Consider the following 15,719-nt stretch of genomic DNA (forward strand, 5'->3'; position numbering starts at 1 on the left):
GCAACGCCTTCAATCTTGTGACCCGGAAGTTCTGACGATACCGTCCGGCTATCTGGTCAAGCAATTGTCTGGGGAGTTCCCGATGAAGTTGCCTGAAATGCCCTTCTCCGTGACGGACTGGTCAAAAGTGGAACCTATCGACTATCCGGGCGAAACCGGCATCGCGACCTGGCGGACGTTCGAAGCAGGCGACCTGCGGGTCCGCATGGTCGAATACTCGCCCGGATATCTGGCCGACCACTGGTGTGATCGCGGCCACGTTTTTCTGGTTCTGGAGGGCTCCCTCGTCTCCGAACTGAAAGACGGCCGCCGCACCACCATGACCGCCGGGATGAGCTATCAGGTTTCCGATTTCGGAGACTCCCCGCACCGATCATCATCGGAAACAGGCGCGAAGCTTTTCATCGTCGACTGAGGGCCGGGACCTCTACCGCCCGGCCTCGGGCTTGATATTCGTTTCCAGATAGTCCCTCGACCAGAGTTCGAGATCATCAAGGATCGGCCTGAGCGCCAGGCCGTGCGCACTCAGCGAGTATTCGACCTTGGGCGGCACCTCGGGATAGACCTTGCGGTCGATGATCCTGAAGGCCTCAAGGTCACGCAACTGCTTGGTCAGCATGCGCTGCGTGATGTCGGGCATGGCACGATGCAGTTCTCCGAACCGCATGGTGCGTCGGGACAGGCACCAAAGGATCATCCCCTTCCACTTTCCGCCGATGATGCCCAGGGCGGTTTCCGTCGGGCAGAACAACTGTTCCTCGTTGAAGGGGGCCGGCATCGCATGTTCCTTACTTACATTATGGGCAGTATAGGCCAAAATTGTGCATTCTTGCGGGTTTTGCATGTGCCCGCCAGTTTGTCGAGGTCTGCAACAGAAGGCCACGCACATGACAACCCACCCACCCCTTCATCCGGCGCTTCGCCCCGGCGCGCTCCAGCATCTGCAACTCGCGAACCGCTATGTCGTCGCGCCCATGTCCCGCGCCAGCGCCACCGATGATGGCATCCCGACCGAAGCGATGGCGCGCTACTACGCCGGCTTCGCGACGGGCGGCTTCGGTCTCATCATCGCCGAGGGCGCCTATACCGACCTTTGCCATGCGCAGGCCTACGGCAATCAGCCCGGTCTCTGCACCGATGCGCAGGAAGCGGGCTGGCAAGAGGTCACCGACGCCGTGCATCGCGCCGGGGGCCGGATCATACTCCAGCTGATCCATGCCGGGGCCGTGTCCCAGGCGGTTAGCGTTCCGCATGCGCCCTCGTCCGTGCGCCCCACAGGCAAGATGCTCGACGGCTACGGGCCGAACCGCGGCCCTTACGGCACGCCCAGAGCGCTGAGTGCGCAGGACATCCGCGATATCAAGGCCGGGTTTGTACAGGCGGCCGTGCGCGCGCAGTCGGCCGGGTTCGACGGGGTCGAGGTGCATTGCGCGAACGGCTACCTGCTCGACCAGTTCCTGACGCCAGAGACCAACCTGCGGGACGCGCCGTATGGCGGCTCGGTCGAGAACCGGATCCGCCTGACAGCCGAGATCATCACCGATATTCGCGCGGCGACTGGCGGGCATTTCCTGACCGGGGTCCGCGTGTCGCAGGCCAAGGCGACCCAGCCGGACTATTTCTGGCATGGCGGTCTGGAGGATGCGGAGCGGATTTTCACGGCGGTCGCAGAGGCCGGCGCGGGGTTCATTCATCTCGCCAGTGAGACCAAGGGCTATGCCTACCACAGCAGCACGCCCGGTGGAGAAAACCTCTGCCACTTTGCCCGCGTGACCACCGGATTGCCGGTCATCGCCAATGGCGGGTTGCAAGACCCGGATCTGGCCCGAGATGTGCTGAACAGGGGTGAGGCGGATTTCCTGGCGATCGGCAAGGCGGCGATGAACAATCCCGACCTTCCCGACAGGATTGCTAGGGGCCGTCCGGTGGAGACTTTTACCTACGACCTGTTCTCCCACGGGGTATCCATCGAAGGTCAGGCAAAATGGCAGGCCGAACGCAGCCGCATCACGGCTGTCGGGGCTTGAGTTCATGCGGGGGCGCAGACGTTGTTTCTGCGCCCGCGTCAGCCGCCACCAGAAACGGCGTACAGGTACGCCTCCAAGGCCATCGTGACGCGCTCCGGCAGTCCCTCTTCCGGCAGGACACCTTCGCCGGCAGCGTTCACCAGCGACCGGCCGATGATAACGGCGGTCAGAAGATCGGTCGAGTTGAGTTGCCCGAAGCGACGGGCCAACAACCCAGAAGAGATCGAAGCGATTTCTCTTGCCATGTCGTCGGCTTCTTCCCCCAGAGGGAAGGAGACCTCGATATGTTCCAGCGCGGAGGCCAGTTTCGGCCGCGCGAACTGGTGACGGACGGAGGCGGCCACCATCTGCTTCAAGGCCTCTTCTCCGTTATCCTGGATCGCGCGCAGCTCAGCCAGGAGGGCCTGCCGTTCGCGGCGGATGAGCGCGACAAGGATCGCCTGTTTGTCGGGAAAGTACTGATAGAGCGTCCCGATGCTGACCCCGGCGCGTTCAGCGATCCGGTTGGTGTTCAGCGCGTCAGGATCCTGCGTTTCCAGAATGCGAGCCGCAGCTTCGACAATCGCGGCGCAGGTTTCGACCGCGCGGCGTTGCTTCGGTAATTTTCTGGGCTGTGGCGCGGCGACAGACATGCGGTTCCGATGCGAGTAGAGAAACTGAGCAATTGCTTGGATACTGCCGGTGCTTGCCTACTTTTTGCAACCTGAAAGGCCGGATCAATGACCGAAACCAAGTCCCGCTACAAACCCCTGACCCTTTTCCTGCTGGTGCGCGCGCTGCCTTCCTGGCTGGCGCTGCCCAGACCGCAACGCCGGGAGATTGCCATCGGTGCCGTCCCGGGCGGGGACATAAAGTTGCGCCAGTTCGACTGCGAAGCCTTCTCCGCCATGTGTTCCGATATCTGGATGCTGACCGCGGACTCCGCTGGCGCAATGAACACGGCGATGGAACGGCTGCGCGACACGCCACTGTTCGCTCAGCCCTATTTCGAGTTCGTCGCGATCCTTCCCGCAATCGAAGACGGGTGGAAGGCGTTTGAAGCCGCGGAGGTTGACCATGTGTGACCTACGTCCCATCGTCGTGACCGGCGCCAGCCGGGGGAGCGGGCTGGAACCGGTGCGGCTTCTGACTGCGCGGGGACAGCCGGTCATCGGCATGGCTCGCGATGAGCCCGGTCTTTGGGAACCTCTTGGTCCCTTTCATCCGCTGCGACCTGTCGGACCGGGTCGCTGTCAGAACGCTCACCCAGGATCTGGCACAACTGCGCCCAAGGGGCTGATCATGGAGAAAAAGGCCGCCCCGTCCTTCTTCGGCTCCACCCGTGCGTCGCTGCTGTCCGGGGTCAACACCGACATGCTGATCGTCTGGGGCGCGCCACCTCGGGCTGCGTGCAGGCGGGCTTCAACGTGCTGGTCCCGGCGGACTGCTGTGCCGACCGGGCGCAGGCACGACATGACGCCCACTTCCACTAGAAGTACGCCAACGTCACCGATGCCGACGATGTCGCCAGTTGGTTGGAGACGCTCTGACCTGTTGCAACCTGTATACTGAACGCTCTCCAGATCAGCGCCCGTTTCTCGGGCGTTTTTCTTTTCCAGAAGAAATATCAGTTTTACAACAATAAAAGACTCGCCATACCTGTATCTACCTGTCTACACTTTGAGTAACAGGAGGGAACATGTCCCAGCCAGACTACAAGTCACCCGAGTCGAAATCCGAACGCATCGCCCGCCTCATCGAGGCGGAGATCCGGTCCGGTCAGCTTCAGGACGGCTCGGCCCTCTCGAGCGAGAGCAGCCTCGTCAACCGCTTCGCTGTCTCGCGGACAACGGTGCGCAAGAGCCTCGGCATCCTCGCGGACAAGGGCCTGATCCAGACCAAGGTCGGCATCGGGTCCTTTGTCACCTATGCGGGAAACGTGATCGACAGCGGTCCGGGCTGGTCGCTGGCTCTCTCTTCCGTCGGACTGCGGATGGGAACCCGCATCCTCAAGATCGCCCGGGTCGAGATGGACCTCGACTGCCCCGTCCGCCTCGAAGGGCCGATGCTGGCCGTCGATCGGCTGCGGTTCCGCGAAGAGACCGGCCGTGGCCTGTCGCTGGAACGGGCGCGGGTGCCTTGGCGAGATGATTTCGCGGCCTTGATCGAATGCGGACTGGACGGCGGCTCGCTGAGCCAGACCCTCGCCGCGCGCGGGCTCTTCCCGGCTTCGGGCGAGGAATGGGCCAATGTCCTGCCGCTGCTCGGAGCCGAGGATGCCGCCCTCATGGGGCGCGACTCCGGCACCGCGATGCTGCGCCTGCGCCGTCTCACGCGGGATGCGACCGATCATCCCGTCGAATTCGTCGAAAGCTTCCTCGACCCGGAGCTGTTCGGCCTCCACATGACTTTTTGAACAGGACTTCAGATGTCGGACATCGCATTGACCCGGGCGCAGGGCTGCCTGCTGGGACTTGCCGCAGGCGACGCGCTGGGAATGCCCGCGCAAACCCTGCCGCGCGAGACCATCGTGCAGCGCTACGGGCGTATCACCGGATTCGTGCCGCCTTTCGAAGGGCACCCCGTCTCGCATGGGTTGGCTGCCGGACAGATCACCGACGACACGGAACAGACCCTGCTCCTGGCGCAGCGACTGTTGCGCGATCCCGATGGATTCGATGCGGCAGGATGGGCGCAGGACCTGCTGGACTGGGAGGCGGACGTCCGCGCCAAGGGGCTGGCGGACCTGCTCGGCCCTTCTTCGAAGGCCGCGATTGCCGCGCTGCTAAACGGCACGCATCCCGAGGAGACCGGCCTCAACGGAACCACCAACGGCGCGGCGATGCGGATTGCCCCCGTGGGCCTGTCCACCCCGCCCGAGGTCCCGCTTCTGGTCGCCCGCGTCGTGCAGACCTGCCGCGTGACGCACAACACCGGAGAAGCCATTGCGGCCGCCTCCGCCGTGGCCATGATCATCAGCTGCGGCATCGCGGGCATGACCTTTGCGGAGGCCCTGCCCCGTGCTGTAGACGCCGCGCGCGCCGGGCAACAGGCGGGTCACCCCAAGGGTGAACCGGACATGGCAGGGCGTATCCTGCGGGCCGTCGAGCTTGCTCGGACCGGCGAGGACGCGCTCGTCACGGGGATCGGCACCTCGGTTGCCAGCCGGGAAAGCGTGGCCTGCGCCTTCGGCTTGCTGAGCATGGGCCTGCCCCTGCACGAAACGCTCTGCATGGCGGCCAATATCGGCGACGACACCGACACCATCGGTGCGATCACCGGGGCCATGGGGGGCGCGCTCGGGCAGACCCTGCCCGCGGACGTCATCGCGCAACTGCGCGCCGCCAATGCAGCGGACCTCGACGGGCTGGCCGAGCCGCTGCTGGCCCTGCGCCGGGTCGCCGCCTGATGGGGGCGCTGATGCAGATGACTGGGCCGGTGGTCGACCTCGTGTATGCCGTCTCTGCCCTGCCGCAGCGTGGGCAGGAGGCGCATTGCACCGGCTTTGCCATGCTGCCCGGCGGCGGGTTCAACGCCATGGCGGCGGCACGGGCGGCGGGTCAGCGCGTCGTTCTCGGGGGATCGCTCGGGACCGGGCCGATGGCCGACCGCGTGGCAGCGGAACTGGCGCGCCTCGAGATCGGAACGGCCCGCGCGCGCATCGCACAGGACCAGGGCTGCTGCACCGTGCTGCTGGAGCCGGACGGCGAACGGACCTTCATAAGCTTTCCCGGAGCGGAAGGCACGATCAAAGCCGATGACCTCGGCGCAATCGACCTCGACGGCGTCTCGCACGTGCTGATGTCGGGCTATTCCCTGCATTACCCGCAGGCGGCGGAGGCGCTGGTCGACTGGATTGCCGCCCTGCCCGCGGTGGTCACGCTGGCCTTCGATCCCTCTCCCGTGGTGCACCTGCTGGACACGTCGCTGCTACGCCGTGCCATGGCCCGTGTCGACTGGATCAGTGCCAATGCCTCCGAGGCGGCCGTGCTGACCGGGCGCGGCGATGCGCAGCAGGCGGCCCGCGATCTTGCGCAGGGGCGGCAGGGCGCGCTGGTGCGCATGGGCTCCGAAGGGTGCCTGCTGGCAACGGGCGGCACGGTTCAGGCCATCCCTCCGCATCGCGTCACGACAGTCGATACCAACGGCGCGGGGGACACTCATATCGGCAGCTTTCTCGCGGAACTGAGCCATCACGGCGATCCGCTGCGCGCCGCCCGCTACGCCAATGTCGCCGCCGCCCTGTCGACACTCGAACGCGGCCCCGCAACACCCCCCGACCGCAGCGCGGTCGAGGCGATCCTCAACGACGAAAAGGCCGATCAACGGCCGACCCTCAACCTGGAGACCTGAAAATGAAGACCCTCTTTCTGACCACAGCCCTGGCGATGACCGCTTCGGCCGCGCTTGCCGACGAGATCCGCGTCCTGAACTGGCAGGGCTACGGCACCGATCTGAAATGGGCGGTGGACGCCTTCGCCGAGGCCACCGGCCACACCGTCGTGCACGAGTACTTCAACTCCGAGCAGGAGATGCTGACCAAGCTGCGCACCAATCCCGGCGCCTATGACGTGGTGATGATCAACGCGGCCTTCACGCCGCAGGCGATCTCCGAAGGGCTGATCGCGCCCATCGACACCAAGGCCATCGAGAATTTCTCCGACATCCCCGAAGCTTTCGCCGCCGACCCCAAGCTGAACGCCGACGGTCAGACCTACGGCGTGCCGTGGACCTGGGGCCTGACCTCCTTTGCGATCAACACGCAAGCTTGGGACGAAACCCCGACCTCGATCCTCGCGCTCTGGGACGAGGCCCATGCCGGCCGCGTCTCGATCCGCGACGATGCCGTCGAGGCGCTGCAACTGGGGGCGCTCGCCACCGGGCAGGACATCAACGACATCAAGGACATCGACGCGGCCGCCGCCAAGGTCGCGGAACTGCTGCCGAACCTGCGCACCTTCTGGAGCAGCGAGAATGACTGGAACCAGTTCATGGCCGCGGGCGAACTGGATGCCGCGACCTACTGGTCCGGCTCGGCCAGCCGTTCGGCCTCGCTGGGGCTGCCGGTGCAGTTCGTGATCCCGCAGGAAGGGGCGGTGGGCTGGCTCGACGGCCTGTCGATCCCGGAAACCTCCACCCACAAGGACGCAGCACTGCAGTTCATCGACTACATGATCGACCCGGAATTCTACGTGAAGTGGGATGCCGAGGGCGCCCCGGCATCGGCCAATGCCGCGGCCGCCGAAGCGCTGCCCGACGACGCCTTCAACAAGGCGGTCCTGGGTGATCCGGAGGTTGCCGCCCGTGTTCACTTCCAGGCGCCGATCGACGATGCCACCCGCGAGAAATATCTCGAGGTCTGGCAGGGTCTGAAGGCCGCCCAGTAAGTCTGTCGGCAGACATATCTGATCCATTCACTGTCCGGGGGCCGCGTCCGTGCGGCCCCTTCCAAGGAGCTCCCCATGGCCGACACCCTCGCGCCGGAGGACCGGCGGCGACTGTTCACGCTGCTCACCCCTGCCTATCTCTGGCTGACCCTTGCCGTCTTCCTGCCGCTTTCGGCCATGCTGTTCTTCAGCTTTCTCACCGACCTGCCGCAGGACGCCCCGGACTGGGGCTTTACCCTCGGGAACTACCTTAAGTTCGGTGAGAGCGGCGTCTATGCCTCCCTGTTGTGGAAGTCCCTGAAGCTCGGGTTCACCGTCACCTTCTTCTGCATCCTCATCGGCTATCCCTGCGCGCTGGTGCTGGCCCGCACGATCAAGGGCCGCGCCCGCGAAACGCTGTTCCTGCTGGTGATCCTCCCCTTCTGGTCGAACTCGCTGGTGCGGATCTTCTCCTGGGCCATCGTGCTGCGCGGCAATGGCGTGCTGGAGCGCACCATCGAGGCCATCCTGCCGTGGGACATCCGGCTCGACCTGATGTTCACACCGAGCGCGGTGGTGATCGGGCTGGTCCACAGCTACCTGCCCTACGTGATCCTGACGTCCTACCTGGCGCTGCAGGCGATTGACGATGACATCGTCGATGCCGCGCGGTCCATGGGGGCCAGCTCGCTGACCATCCTGCGCCGCCTGCTGCTGCCGCTGTCGCTTCCGGGACTGCTGGCCGGTGCGGTTCTGGTCTTTGTCCCGGTCGTCGGGTCCTTCATGGAGCCGCGCATCCTGGGCGGTCGCTACGGAACCTACTACGGCACTGTCATCGAGGACCAGTTCGTCGCCGTCTACAACTGGCCGCTCGGCGCCGCGCTCAGCTTCGTGCTTCTGGCCGTGGTGCTGGTGATCCTCGGTCTGGCCAGCCCGATCCTGAGAAAGGCAAAGACATGAGACGTCCGATCCTTCCGCTTCTGGGCCGCGTCTGGCTCGTCCTGATCCTCGTCTTCCTCTACGCGCCGATCCTCGTGATGGCGGCCATGAGCTTCAACGCTTCGCCCTTCTACCAGCTGCCGTTCGAATTCTCGACCCGCTGGTACACGGACATGGCCAACAACCCGCAGATCATCGCGGCCAGCCTGCGCTCCGTCGCCATCGCCTTTGCCACCATGGCAATCGCCACGGCACTGGGCACCGCGGCCGCTGTTGCGCTGTTCCGCTACGAGTTCCCCGGCAAGCGCATCCTGCAACTCCTGCTGTTCCCGCCGATCGCCATTCCGTGGCTGATCACGGGCACCGCCATGCTGGTGTTCTTCTTCGCGGTGGGCATCGGGCGCGGCACGCCCGCCGTGCTGATCGGGCATGTCGCCCTGGCGCTGCCCTACGTCATCGTCACCGTCACCGCACGGCTGGCCTCCTTCGACGTCACGCTGGAAGAAGCGGCGCGCTCCATGGGGGCCGACGCCTGGACCGTGCTGCGCCGCGTCACCCTGCCATGGATCGCGCCGGGCATCGTGGCGGGGGCGCTCTTTGCCTTCGCGGTCAGCTTCGACCAGTTCGTGGTCAGCTACTTCCTTGCCGAACCCGGCGACAGCACCCTACCCGTGCTGATCTACACCGCGATCCGCAAGGGTTTCACCCCGGAAATCAACGCCATCTCGACGATCATCATCACCGTGTCGATGGGGATCATGTTCCTGGCCACCCGCAAATCCAGCTTCGGAGGAAGCCGCTGATGTCATCCGTGGAAATCCGAAATGTCACCAAGACCTTCGGCAAGGCCCGTGCGCTGGACGACGTGTCGATCACCTTCGAAAACGGCGGGTTCTTCGCCCTGCTGGGTCCCAGCGGTTCGGGCAAGACGACGCTGCTGCGCACCATCGCCGGGTTCTCCTTCCCCGACAGCGGCAGCATCCGTATCGGTGAGCGCAACGTCGAGCGTGTCCCGGTCGAGAAACGCGACATCGGCATGATGTTCCAGAGCTATGCGCTGTTTCCGAACATGACGGTGGCGGACAACGTGGGCTTCGGCCTGCGGGTGCGCCGCGTCGACACTGCGGAGGAGAAACGCCGCATCGCCGAGGTGCTGGACCTCGTTCAGCTTGGCGACAAGAGCGGGCGCATGCCGCACCAGCTCTCGGGGGGCCAACGCCAGCGCGTGGCCCTCGCCCGCGCCATCGTGACCAATCCCAAGGTGCTGCTCCTCGACGAACCGCTTTCGGCACTGGACAAGACCCTGCGCGTCGACATGCAGATCGAGCTGAAGCGCATCCAGCGCGAGATCGGCATCACCACGATCTTCGTCACACACGACCAGGAAGAGGCACTGACCCTGTCGGACCGCATCGGCATCCTGCGCGACGGGCAGATCGTGCAGGCCGGTGCCCCGCGCGAGGTCTACGATCGCCCCAACAGCGCCTTTGCCGCAAACTTCCTCGGCGAGGCAAACTGGCTGCCGGAGGCCGTCCTCGACCGGGTGACGCTGCCGGGGCCGACGCCGGGTCACCATTTCGCGGTGCGTCCCGAGGCGTTGCGCCTGAGCGTTGAACGCCCCGCGTCCGGCAATGCCCTGCCGGCCAAGCTCGACCAGCGCGTCTTTGCCGGGGCCATGGCGACCTGTCTCGTCACCGTCGAGGGTCAGCCGTGGAAGCTGATTGCCCGGGATCGCGACCTGCCCGACCTTCCGGGCGATGCGCAGGTCTGGGTTTCCTGGGACATCGCGGATACAATGGCAGTCCCGCAGGAGGCCGCATAACTCACCCCAAATCACAGGCACGCGCTTTGCCAAGTGGATCGAGGCGCGTCCCCTCGCGCCAACAGAAGCGCCGCTGTTTGTTGATTTCCACCCGGAAATGACCCGGGTTTGGAGTGAACCCCTTGGCCTGGACCATGAGAGCATAAGAATCTGATGCGCTGAAAGGTCCTTTTCTGGAGAAGGCTCATGACATCACGAAGTCTCTATCGCCGGCATTCGACGCCTTTCAAACTTCAGCTTTGCCAAGACATCCGCGCCGGCGGAATTGGTCGGCGGGATGCACAGCGCACGCACCAAATACCCGCAAACCTCATCCACCTTCGGCTGACGCAGTTCGATCGGGGCGAACGGACCAACGAGGAAGCGGAGGCTAGCGTCATCGCCGATGTCGTCCAACCATTTCCGATCTTCACCGAGCAGGTCCACAATACCAGGACACTGCACTCAGCCTTGGGCTACCGAACGCCCGAAGAGTTCACTCCACTGCCTTGGTCGCTTGGCTCGAATTCCCCAGAATTGAGAAGCAGCTGATCTTACGTCAATAGCAACGGACTGCTGCTTTCTATTTTTGCTCTCGTCAAAATCGTGTTGAAAAGAACCGTTTCAGGATACCGATAAACGCGTCAAATTTATCGACGTTAATCAGATGAGATGAATCCTGAATAAATTCCAGTTTACAATCATCAATAATTTCGGCACATCGTTTTGCCGTTTCTGGAAAAGGTGATGGGGATCGAGTACCGACCATAACTAGGGTCGGACACTCAATCTGAGCCAACAAGTCCTCCGTCAAAGGCGGTCGTGACTTATCCTGCATCTGAAGTTGAACCGAGTTGACGTTGGCAAGCGAAATTTGTTGCAACTCGACCGGACTCTTCTGCCACTCTCCCTCGCCACAGACACTATTGAGATAGGCTGCTACACCGCCCCGGTTATCACCGTTCTCGATCAGTTCGAGCGCCTCTTGTTGAAACTCCGCAAGGGATCTCGCGGTTTCCATGCCCGCTATTTTTCCACCGGGCTCAACGAGTGTGAGCGACTTCAGAAGATCCGGCCGCTGCGCAGCAATCCGCGCGCGAAGGTACCCCCCATACGAATGACCAACGAGGTGTACCCGCCCAAGTTGCAGAGCTTCCAGAAACGATACAACATCTTCGGTTTGCTCGATCGCAGAATAGGTGGAGGGAACGACATTCGGCGGGACCGGCCAGTGATGTCGCCGGCTCAACGCGATACAGCGGAAAGACCGTGACAGTTCACCGACGACATCGTTCCAATACCTTAGATCCAGAGCCGACCCATGCACGAACACAACGGCATTCCCATGCCCCTCATCTACATAGGAAAATCGGTAACCACGTACGTCAATTTTCTTCATGATATGTCCGTTGTGTGAGATTCGCGCCCAATTTTTCCGAAATCATCCGTACACCAGCGTCGGCAGCCACAAAGAAATCGCGGGGATGTATGTAACAAGGATCAGGAGCACCAGCATAAGGAGCATGAAAGGAAGAACCCCCTTCGTGACTTCGGACAAGGGCGTCGATGTCGCGGACGACAGTACGAAGAGGTTTAGACCGATAGGTGGCGTGATCAGCGCCAACTCCATGTTGATCACCATCACGACAGCAAAGTGGATAGGGTCGATTCCCATCGGCGCAAGCAGCGGCAGGATGATCGGAAGTGTAATCAACATGATCGCCATTACCTCGAGAAATGTCCCAAGGATCAGGAAAAAAATGTTGATGATTATCAAAAACTGCCACGGCTTCAGGTTGGCATTCGAGATAGCGTCAGCGAGTTGCTGTGGCCCGCCGGACGACGTCATCCAGTGACCAAATGAAACCGCAGTCATGATGATTGCAATGATCGTCGCGGTACGGCGCATCGACATACCAATTAGCGGTAGTATGTCCCGCACCTTGCACCCGCCGTAAAACATCACACTTACGACGATCGACAAGAACGCCGCAACACCGGCGGCTTCGGTTACGGTTACGATCCCCGAATAGATGCCACCAAGAATGACCACTGGTATAAGCAGCGCCGGGAGCGCCTTAAGCGTTCTGCTACCGGCCTCTTTAGACGATATCTGAGGCGCTTTGGGTAGCCCCGACGATTTGCAGACCAGACCGCGTAGGCAATAAACAAGCCAGCTTGCATTATCCCAGGAACGACTCCAGCGAGAAACAGACGCGGGACCGACCCTTCGGCGATCATGGCATAGACAATGAAAGCCAGACCGGGGGGGGATGAGAATACCCATCGTGCCGGATGCACCGACGAGTCCAACGGCAAAAGGGCGCTCGTACTTCTGTTCGATCATCGCCGGAACAAGGATAACGCCCAATGCCACAGCCGTCGCAACGGACGATCCACATATCGCTGCAAAAACCGTGGTCGCCAACACGCCAGCGACAGCGAGACCACCTGTCATGCGTCCAACCAGCACGTTCGCGAAATCTATCAGGGCAGCTGCGATGCCTCCCCGTCCATAAATGTCGCCGACATAACAAAAAAGGGGATGGCAAGCAGCGTAAGTGAATTGAGGTGGTCCACGTAGATTTGGCCGATGCTGAGCAAAGGCATTCCCTCAAGGAGCAGAAGCACCCCAGAGATTGCACCCAGCACGATGTAAATCGGGACACCGACAGCAAGCATCAACAGCAGAACTGCCGTAACGACAAGATATTCCATATTTCAAGTATCCTCGGAGGTGTTCTTTGCCCGCAGGCGATTTCCAAGAAAGACCATATAAACGACACATTGAATTGCCATGCCGACCGGCAAAGCCAAGTAGTAGTAGGCTTTCGGAAAATGGAGAGATGTGTCGCCAGTCTCTCCCAGCATCAGAGCAAAGCCGACAACCTTCCAACCCGCAAAAACCAGCACCGCGGAGTAGATGAAGCCGATGATCCAGAGGAAAACTTCCAACCTCGCCTGCCAGGCACCTTTCAGATTGGCTACAAGAAAGTCGGCACTGACGTGCTCGTTTTTCCGGGCGAGTTCGCCAAAGGACAAGAACACGCCCCAGATGACAAGGTAGACTGTCACCTCTGCGCCCCAATCCGTGAGTAGTTGAGGTGCGAAATATCGGCCCACGACCTCGTAACACACGAGCAGCAAGGCCAAGAAACCGAGCACACCACCGACGAATTCGGCCAGCCGGCTGAGACTTGCAATGATTTTCACTTGTTGTCTCCTGAACGATCGGTCCAAGTGCGGTCCCGAAGCATTGTTCGGGACCGCAGACTGTGCTGACTTATGTCAGATCAGTTCATGATCTTGGCGAGTTCGGCTTCAACCAATTCGGCGAACTCTTTTGAAATCCCGAGTTCCTCGATAAGCGCAGGTTGCGTCGCCATCAGTTTGGCCCGTGTTTCAGCGAGTGCTTCCGGATCGGGATCGACCGTTTCGATGCCATTGTCGGCATTTGACTGGCGCGCCTCTTCCTGCAGCCCGAGTGCATTTTTCCGGGCTTCCGACACCAGGTCATTCCAGGTCGTTTGGATCAAATCTTGAAGGTCGGGCGGATAGCTGTCCCATGCCTTGCGCGAAATCATCGGGACGTACTGCAGGAACGCCTGACGATCCTCGAAGCCATATTTGATTCCGCTATCGAAAAGCTTTGAACTGCGGACAGATTCCTGTGTGCTCCAGATGCCGTCGACAGCGCCACGCTGCAGGGCCTGCGGGACATCCGAAATCGAAATGACAACCGGCACAGCACCGAGCGCCTCGTACCGGCTCAAGGTCGCGGCCCCGCCAGGGACGCGCATCTTCAGGCCATCCATGTCGGACGGCACGACGATCTTCTTCGTGGTGGTAAACACGCTGCCATACCCAAGGTCAAAGTACCCGCCAATGACTTTGACGTTCAGCTTGGACTCGATCAGCTCATTCAGACGGTCGCCCGCCGGACCGTCCCAGAGCTGACGGATCACTTCTGGCTCGACGCCATAGAACATCGGCAGAAGCGGAACATTTGCCTCCGGGATCACCTTGGTCAAATGCTGATGCAGCGGCGCGCCCATGTCGATGGCACCCTGCGCCAAAGCAACCGGCACCGTTGCTCCGCTGTACTGCGAGCCCGACGAGTAAACATTGACTTCTATTTGTCCGTTCGAGCGCTCCTGCAGCTCTTCCCCTAACCGGATCAGGGTTTCTTGCTGTTGGAGCAGGCGGAGAAGCTCAGCACCCTGCTCTACGAAACGAACCGTAAGATGACCGATTTTCTCCAGTCACCTTCTGGCACCGTTACAATCGGCCTTCCTCCATCGGTTACTCCGGTTCTGGTGACACCCCTGATCGAAGCCTTCTCGAACTCACTGCCAAACGTTGAACTTTCGCTGACCGAAGCGATGTCAGGCTATCTGGAAGGATGGTTGGCAAACGGAGAAACGGACTTTGCCATGGTGTTTCAGAGGCCACGCCAAGCTGCACTGACAGCGACACCGCTGCTGGACGAAGAGCTCTACTTCCTTGTGTCACCTGAACGGGCAAAGACGCTGCCCGAGGCCGTCACCATACATGACATTGCTCAAGTACCCCTTGTGGCACCCAGCCGGATGCATTCGACGCGCTATATGCTCGAGACCGCGGCCTCCGAAGCGGGAGTAAGCCTGCGAATCCTGTCTATCGATTCAGGTCATCAACTTATCCGGCACGGCATTTTGGGAAACTGTGGCATGGTCCTGTCCCGTTCAGCAGCAGCGCCAGAATTGGCATCCGGTTCATTGGTCGCCCTGCCGATCGTATCCCCGCGCTTTTCAAGGACGGTTTATCTTGTCGAGAGACAGGGCGCTCAGGCATCGCACCTGCTAAAAATGGCAAAGAGCCAGATTTGCCGAACGATTCTTGAGATTGTTATGCATGACGTCTGGAAGGGTCGCCCAAGAGGCGCCTTGAGCAACCTGAGCCAAGGAGATTTGCTGAACAACGAGCTTCCCTAACTGTTTGATCCCACGGTTTGATGGTGTGATCCTTTCTCAGGAATGGAAGGAAGCATTATGGGCAAGGTTTGTCACGGGAACGCCACGCACTGTCACCCGGCAGGCGATTTGCAATGCAGATCTGCCGAGAGGGCACACCCGCTGTCAGAGCAGCAATACAAAGATCGCAAGCTTCGCTCGCGACGTTATGCCGGGAGCTGGGCATCAATCCCAAAACGGTTGCGAAGTGGCGCAAGCGAGCGACGGTCGAGGATCTCAAGACCGGTCCGAAGGAGCCACTTTCGACGACCCTGACGGAGGCGGAGGAGGCGGCCATCGTCGCGTTTCGACGCCATACGCTGCTGCCGCTGGACGACTGCCTCTATGCCCTGCAGGCGGCCATCCCGCACCTGACACACTCGGCGCTGCATCGGTGCCTTCAGCGATGAGCCATTGTGCGCCATCGGTTCAAGCAAGATGGCGAATGCATCTTTCGACGACCCGAAGTGCAGGGCTGACCTGCCACGGGATTTTTCCTCCACCGTCGATTAGAGTCCGGCCCAACCTGAGGACGGACAATGAAGCGAACGAGATTCACGGACGAGCAGATCATCGGCATCCTGGCCGAGCATGAGGCCGGCGCGAAGTGCGCCGA

Annotated in this window: 17 protein-coding genes and 2 pseudogenes; 12 read left to right on the forward strand and 7 right to left on the reverse strand. The window is 61.7% G+C overall.

Annotation, left to right across the window (positions count from 1 at the left end; genetic code table 11):
- Nucleotides 1–82: 82 nt before the first annotated feature.
- Nucleotides 83–415 (forward strand): DHCW motif cupin fold protein, encoded by a 333-nt coding sequence (locus ACU0DV_RS24270; protein WP_446240621.1) that lies wholly within the window; start codon nucleotides 83–85, stop codon nucleotides 413–415.
- Nucleotides 416–427: 12 nt separating this feature from the next.
- Here the strand turns inward: ACU0DV_RS24270 and ACU0DV_RS24275 are convergent, their stop codons facing one another.
- On the reverse strand, nucleotides 428–778 hold the full coding sequence (locus ACU0DV_RS24275) for a winged helix-turn-helix transcriptional regulator (protein ID WP_446240620.1): 351 nt from the start codon (nucleotides 776–778) through the stop codon (nucleotides 428–430).
- A 109-nt stretch (nucleotides 779–887) separates the two neighbouring features.
- On the opposite strand from ACU0DV_RS24275, the gene ACU0DV_RS24280 reads away from it, so the two are divergent.
- The gene (locus ACU0DV_RS24280; protein WP_446240619.1) at nucleotides 888–2,027 is read left to right on the forward strand and encodes an oxidoreductase; all 1,140 of its coding nucleotides are present in this window, start codon (nucleotides 888–890) and stop codon (nucleotides 2,025–2,027) included.
- Between the two features lie 38 nt (nucleotides 2,028–2,065).
- On the opposite strand, the gene ACU0DV_RS24285 is transcribed toward ACU0DV_RS24280, so the two are convergent.
- A complete protein-coding gene (locus tag ACU0DV_RS24285; RefSeq protein ID WP_446240618.1) occupies nucleotides 2,066–2,659 on the reverse strand; it encodes a TetR/AcrR family transcriptional regulator in 594 nt (197 codons plus the stop codon).
- A gap of 87 nt (nucleotides 2,660–2,746) precedes the next feature.
- Here ACU0DV_RS24285 and ACU0DV_RS24290 point away from each other — a divergent pair, with 87 nt between their 5' ends.
- From ACU0DV_RS24290 to ACU0DV_RS24325, 8 genes are all read left to right on the forward strand, one after another.
- Nucleotides 2,747–3,091: a darcynin family protein gene (locus tag ACU0DV_RS24290; protein ID WP_446240617.1), complete on the forward strand. Its 345-nt coding sequence runs from the start codon at nucleotides 2,747–2,749 to the stop codon at nucleotides 3,089–3,091.
- 614 nt (nucleotides 3,092–3,705) lie between these two features.
- A complete protein-coding gene (locus tag ACU0DV_RS24295) occupies nucleotides 3,706–4,422 on the forward strand; it encodes a GntR family transcriptional regulator (protein ID WP_446240616.1) in 717 nt (238 codons plus the stop codon).
- Between the two features lie 12 nt (nucleotides 4,423–4,434).
- Nucleotides 4,435–5,415: an ADP-ribosylglycohydrolase family protein gene (locus ACU0DV_RS24300; RefSeq protein WP_446240615.1), complete on the forward strand. Its 981-nt coding sequence runs from the start codon at nucleotides 4,435–4,437 to the stop codon at nucleotides 5,413–5,415.
- Nucleotides 5,416–5,426: 11 nt separating this feature from the next.
- Entirely contained in the window at nucleotides 5,427–6,359 is a 933-nt protein-coding gene (locus ACU0DV_RS24305; protein WP_446240614.1) for a PfkB family carbohydrate kinase, read from the forward strand.
- A 2-nt stretch (nucleotides 6,360–6,361) separates the two neighbouring features.
- A complete protein-coding gene (locus tag ACU0DV_RS24310) occupies nucleotides 6,362–7,393 on the forward strand; it encodes an ABC transporter substrate-binding protein (RefSeq protein WP_446240613.1) in 1,032 nt (343 codons plus the stop codon).
- A 75-nt stretch (nucleotides 7,394–7,468) separates the two neighbouring features.
- Nucleotides 7,469–8,332, forward strand: a complete 864-nt coding sequence (locus ACU0DV_RS24315) for an ABC transporter permease (protein WP_446240612.1) — start codon at nucleotides 7,469–7,471, stop codon at nucleotides 8,330–8,332.
- Entirely contained in the window at nucleotides 8,329–9,114 is a 786-nt protein-coding gene (locus ACU0DV_RS24320; protein WP_283981032.1) for an ABC transporter permease, read from the forward strand. The genes ACU0DV_RS24315 and ACU0DV_RS24320 overlap by 4 nt, the downstream gene beginning before the upstream one ends.
- Nucleotides 9,114–10,133, forward strand: a complete 1,020-nt coding sequence (locus ACU0DV_RS24325) for an ABC transporter ATP-binding protein (RefSeq protein ID WP_446240611.1) — start codon at nucleotides 9,114–9,116, stop codon at nucleotides 10,131–10,133. The genes ACU0DV_RS24320 and ACU0DV_RS24325 overlap by 1 nt, the downstream gene beginning before the upstream one ends.
- Before the next feature lie 192 nt (nucleotides 10,134–10,325).
- Here ACU0DV_RS24325 and ACU0DV_RS24330 read toward each other — a convergent pair whose 3' ends face one another.
- The 5 genes and pseudogenes from ACU0DV_RS24330 to dctP all read right to left on the reverse strand — a co-directional run bounded on the left by ACU0DV_RS24330 (nucleotide 10,326) and on the right by dctP (nucleotide 14,374).
- Nucleotides 10,326–10,529, reverse strand: coding sequence for a hypothetical protein (locus ACU0DV_RS24330; protein WP_446240610.1), 204 nt, complete (start codon nucleotides 10,527–10,529; stop codon nucleotides 10,326–10,328).
- Nucleotides 10,530–10,710: 181 nt separating this feature from the next.
- Nucleotides 10,711–11,511 carry an alpha/beta fold hydrolase gene (locus ACU0DV_RS24335; protein ID WP_446240609.1) on the reverse strand — a complete coding sequence of 267 codons (801 nt, stop codon included), beginning with the start codon at nucleotides 11,509–11,511 and terminating at the stop codon, nucleotides 10,711–10,713.
- 42 nt (nucleotides 11,512–11,553) lie between these two features.
- Nucleotides 11,554–12,830: pseudogene (locus ACU0DV_RS24340) on the reverse strand (TRAP transporter large permease).
- 3 nt (nucleotides 12,831–12,833) lie between these two features.
- Complete coding sequence (locus ACU0DV_RS24345) at nucleotides 12,834–13,325, reverse strand: TRAP transporter small permease (protein ID WP_446240608.1); 492 nt, start codon at nucleotides 13,323–13,325, stop codon at nucleotides 12,834–12,836.
- A gap of 80 nt (nucleotides 13,326–13,405) precedes the next feature.
- The gene (gene dctP / locus ACU0DV_RS24350) at nucleotides 13,406–14,374 is read right to left on the reverse strand and encodes a TRAP transporter substrate-binding protein DctP (protein ID WP_446269794.1); all 969 of its coding nucleotides are present in this window, start codon (nucleotides 14,372–14,374) and stop codon (nucleotides 13,406–13,408) included.
- On the opposite strand from dctP, the gene ACU0DV_RS24355 reads away from it, so the two are divergent.
- Nucleotides 14,357–15,085 (forward strand): LysR substrate-binding domain-containing protein, encoded by a 729-nt coding sequence (locus ACU0DV_RS24355; RefSeq protein ID WP_446240607.1) that lies wholly within the window; start codon nucleotides 14,357–14,359, stop codon nucleotides 15,083–15,085. The genes dctP and ACU0DV_RS24355 overlap by 18 nt on opposite strands.
- Before the next feature lie 113 nt (nucleotides 15,086–15,198).
- Nucleotides 15,199–15,510, forward strand: a pseudogene (locus tag ACU0DV_RS24360) (transposase); the annotation flags it as partial.
- Nucleotides 15,511–15,719 lie beyond the last annotated feature (209 nt).

The organism is Sagittula sp. (genome assembly GCF_052825245.1).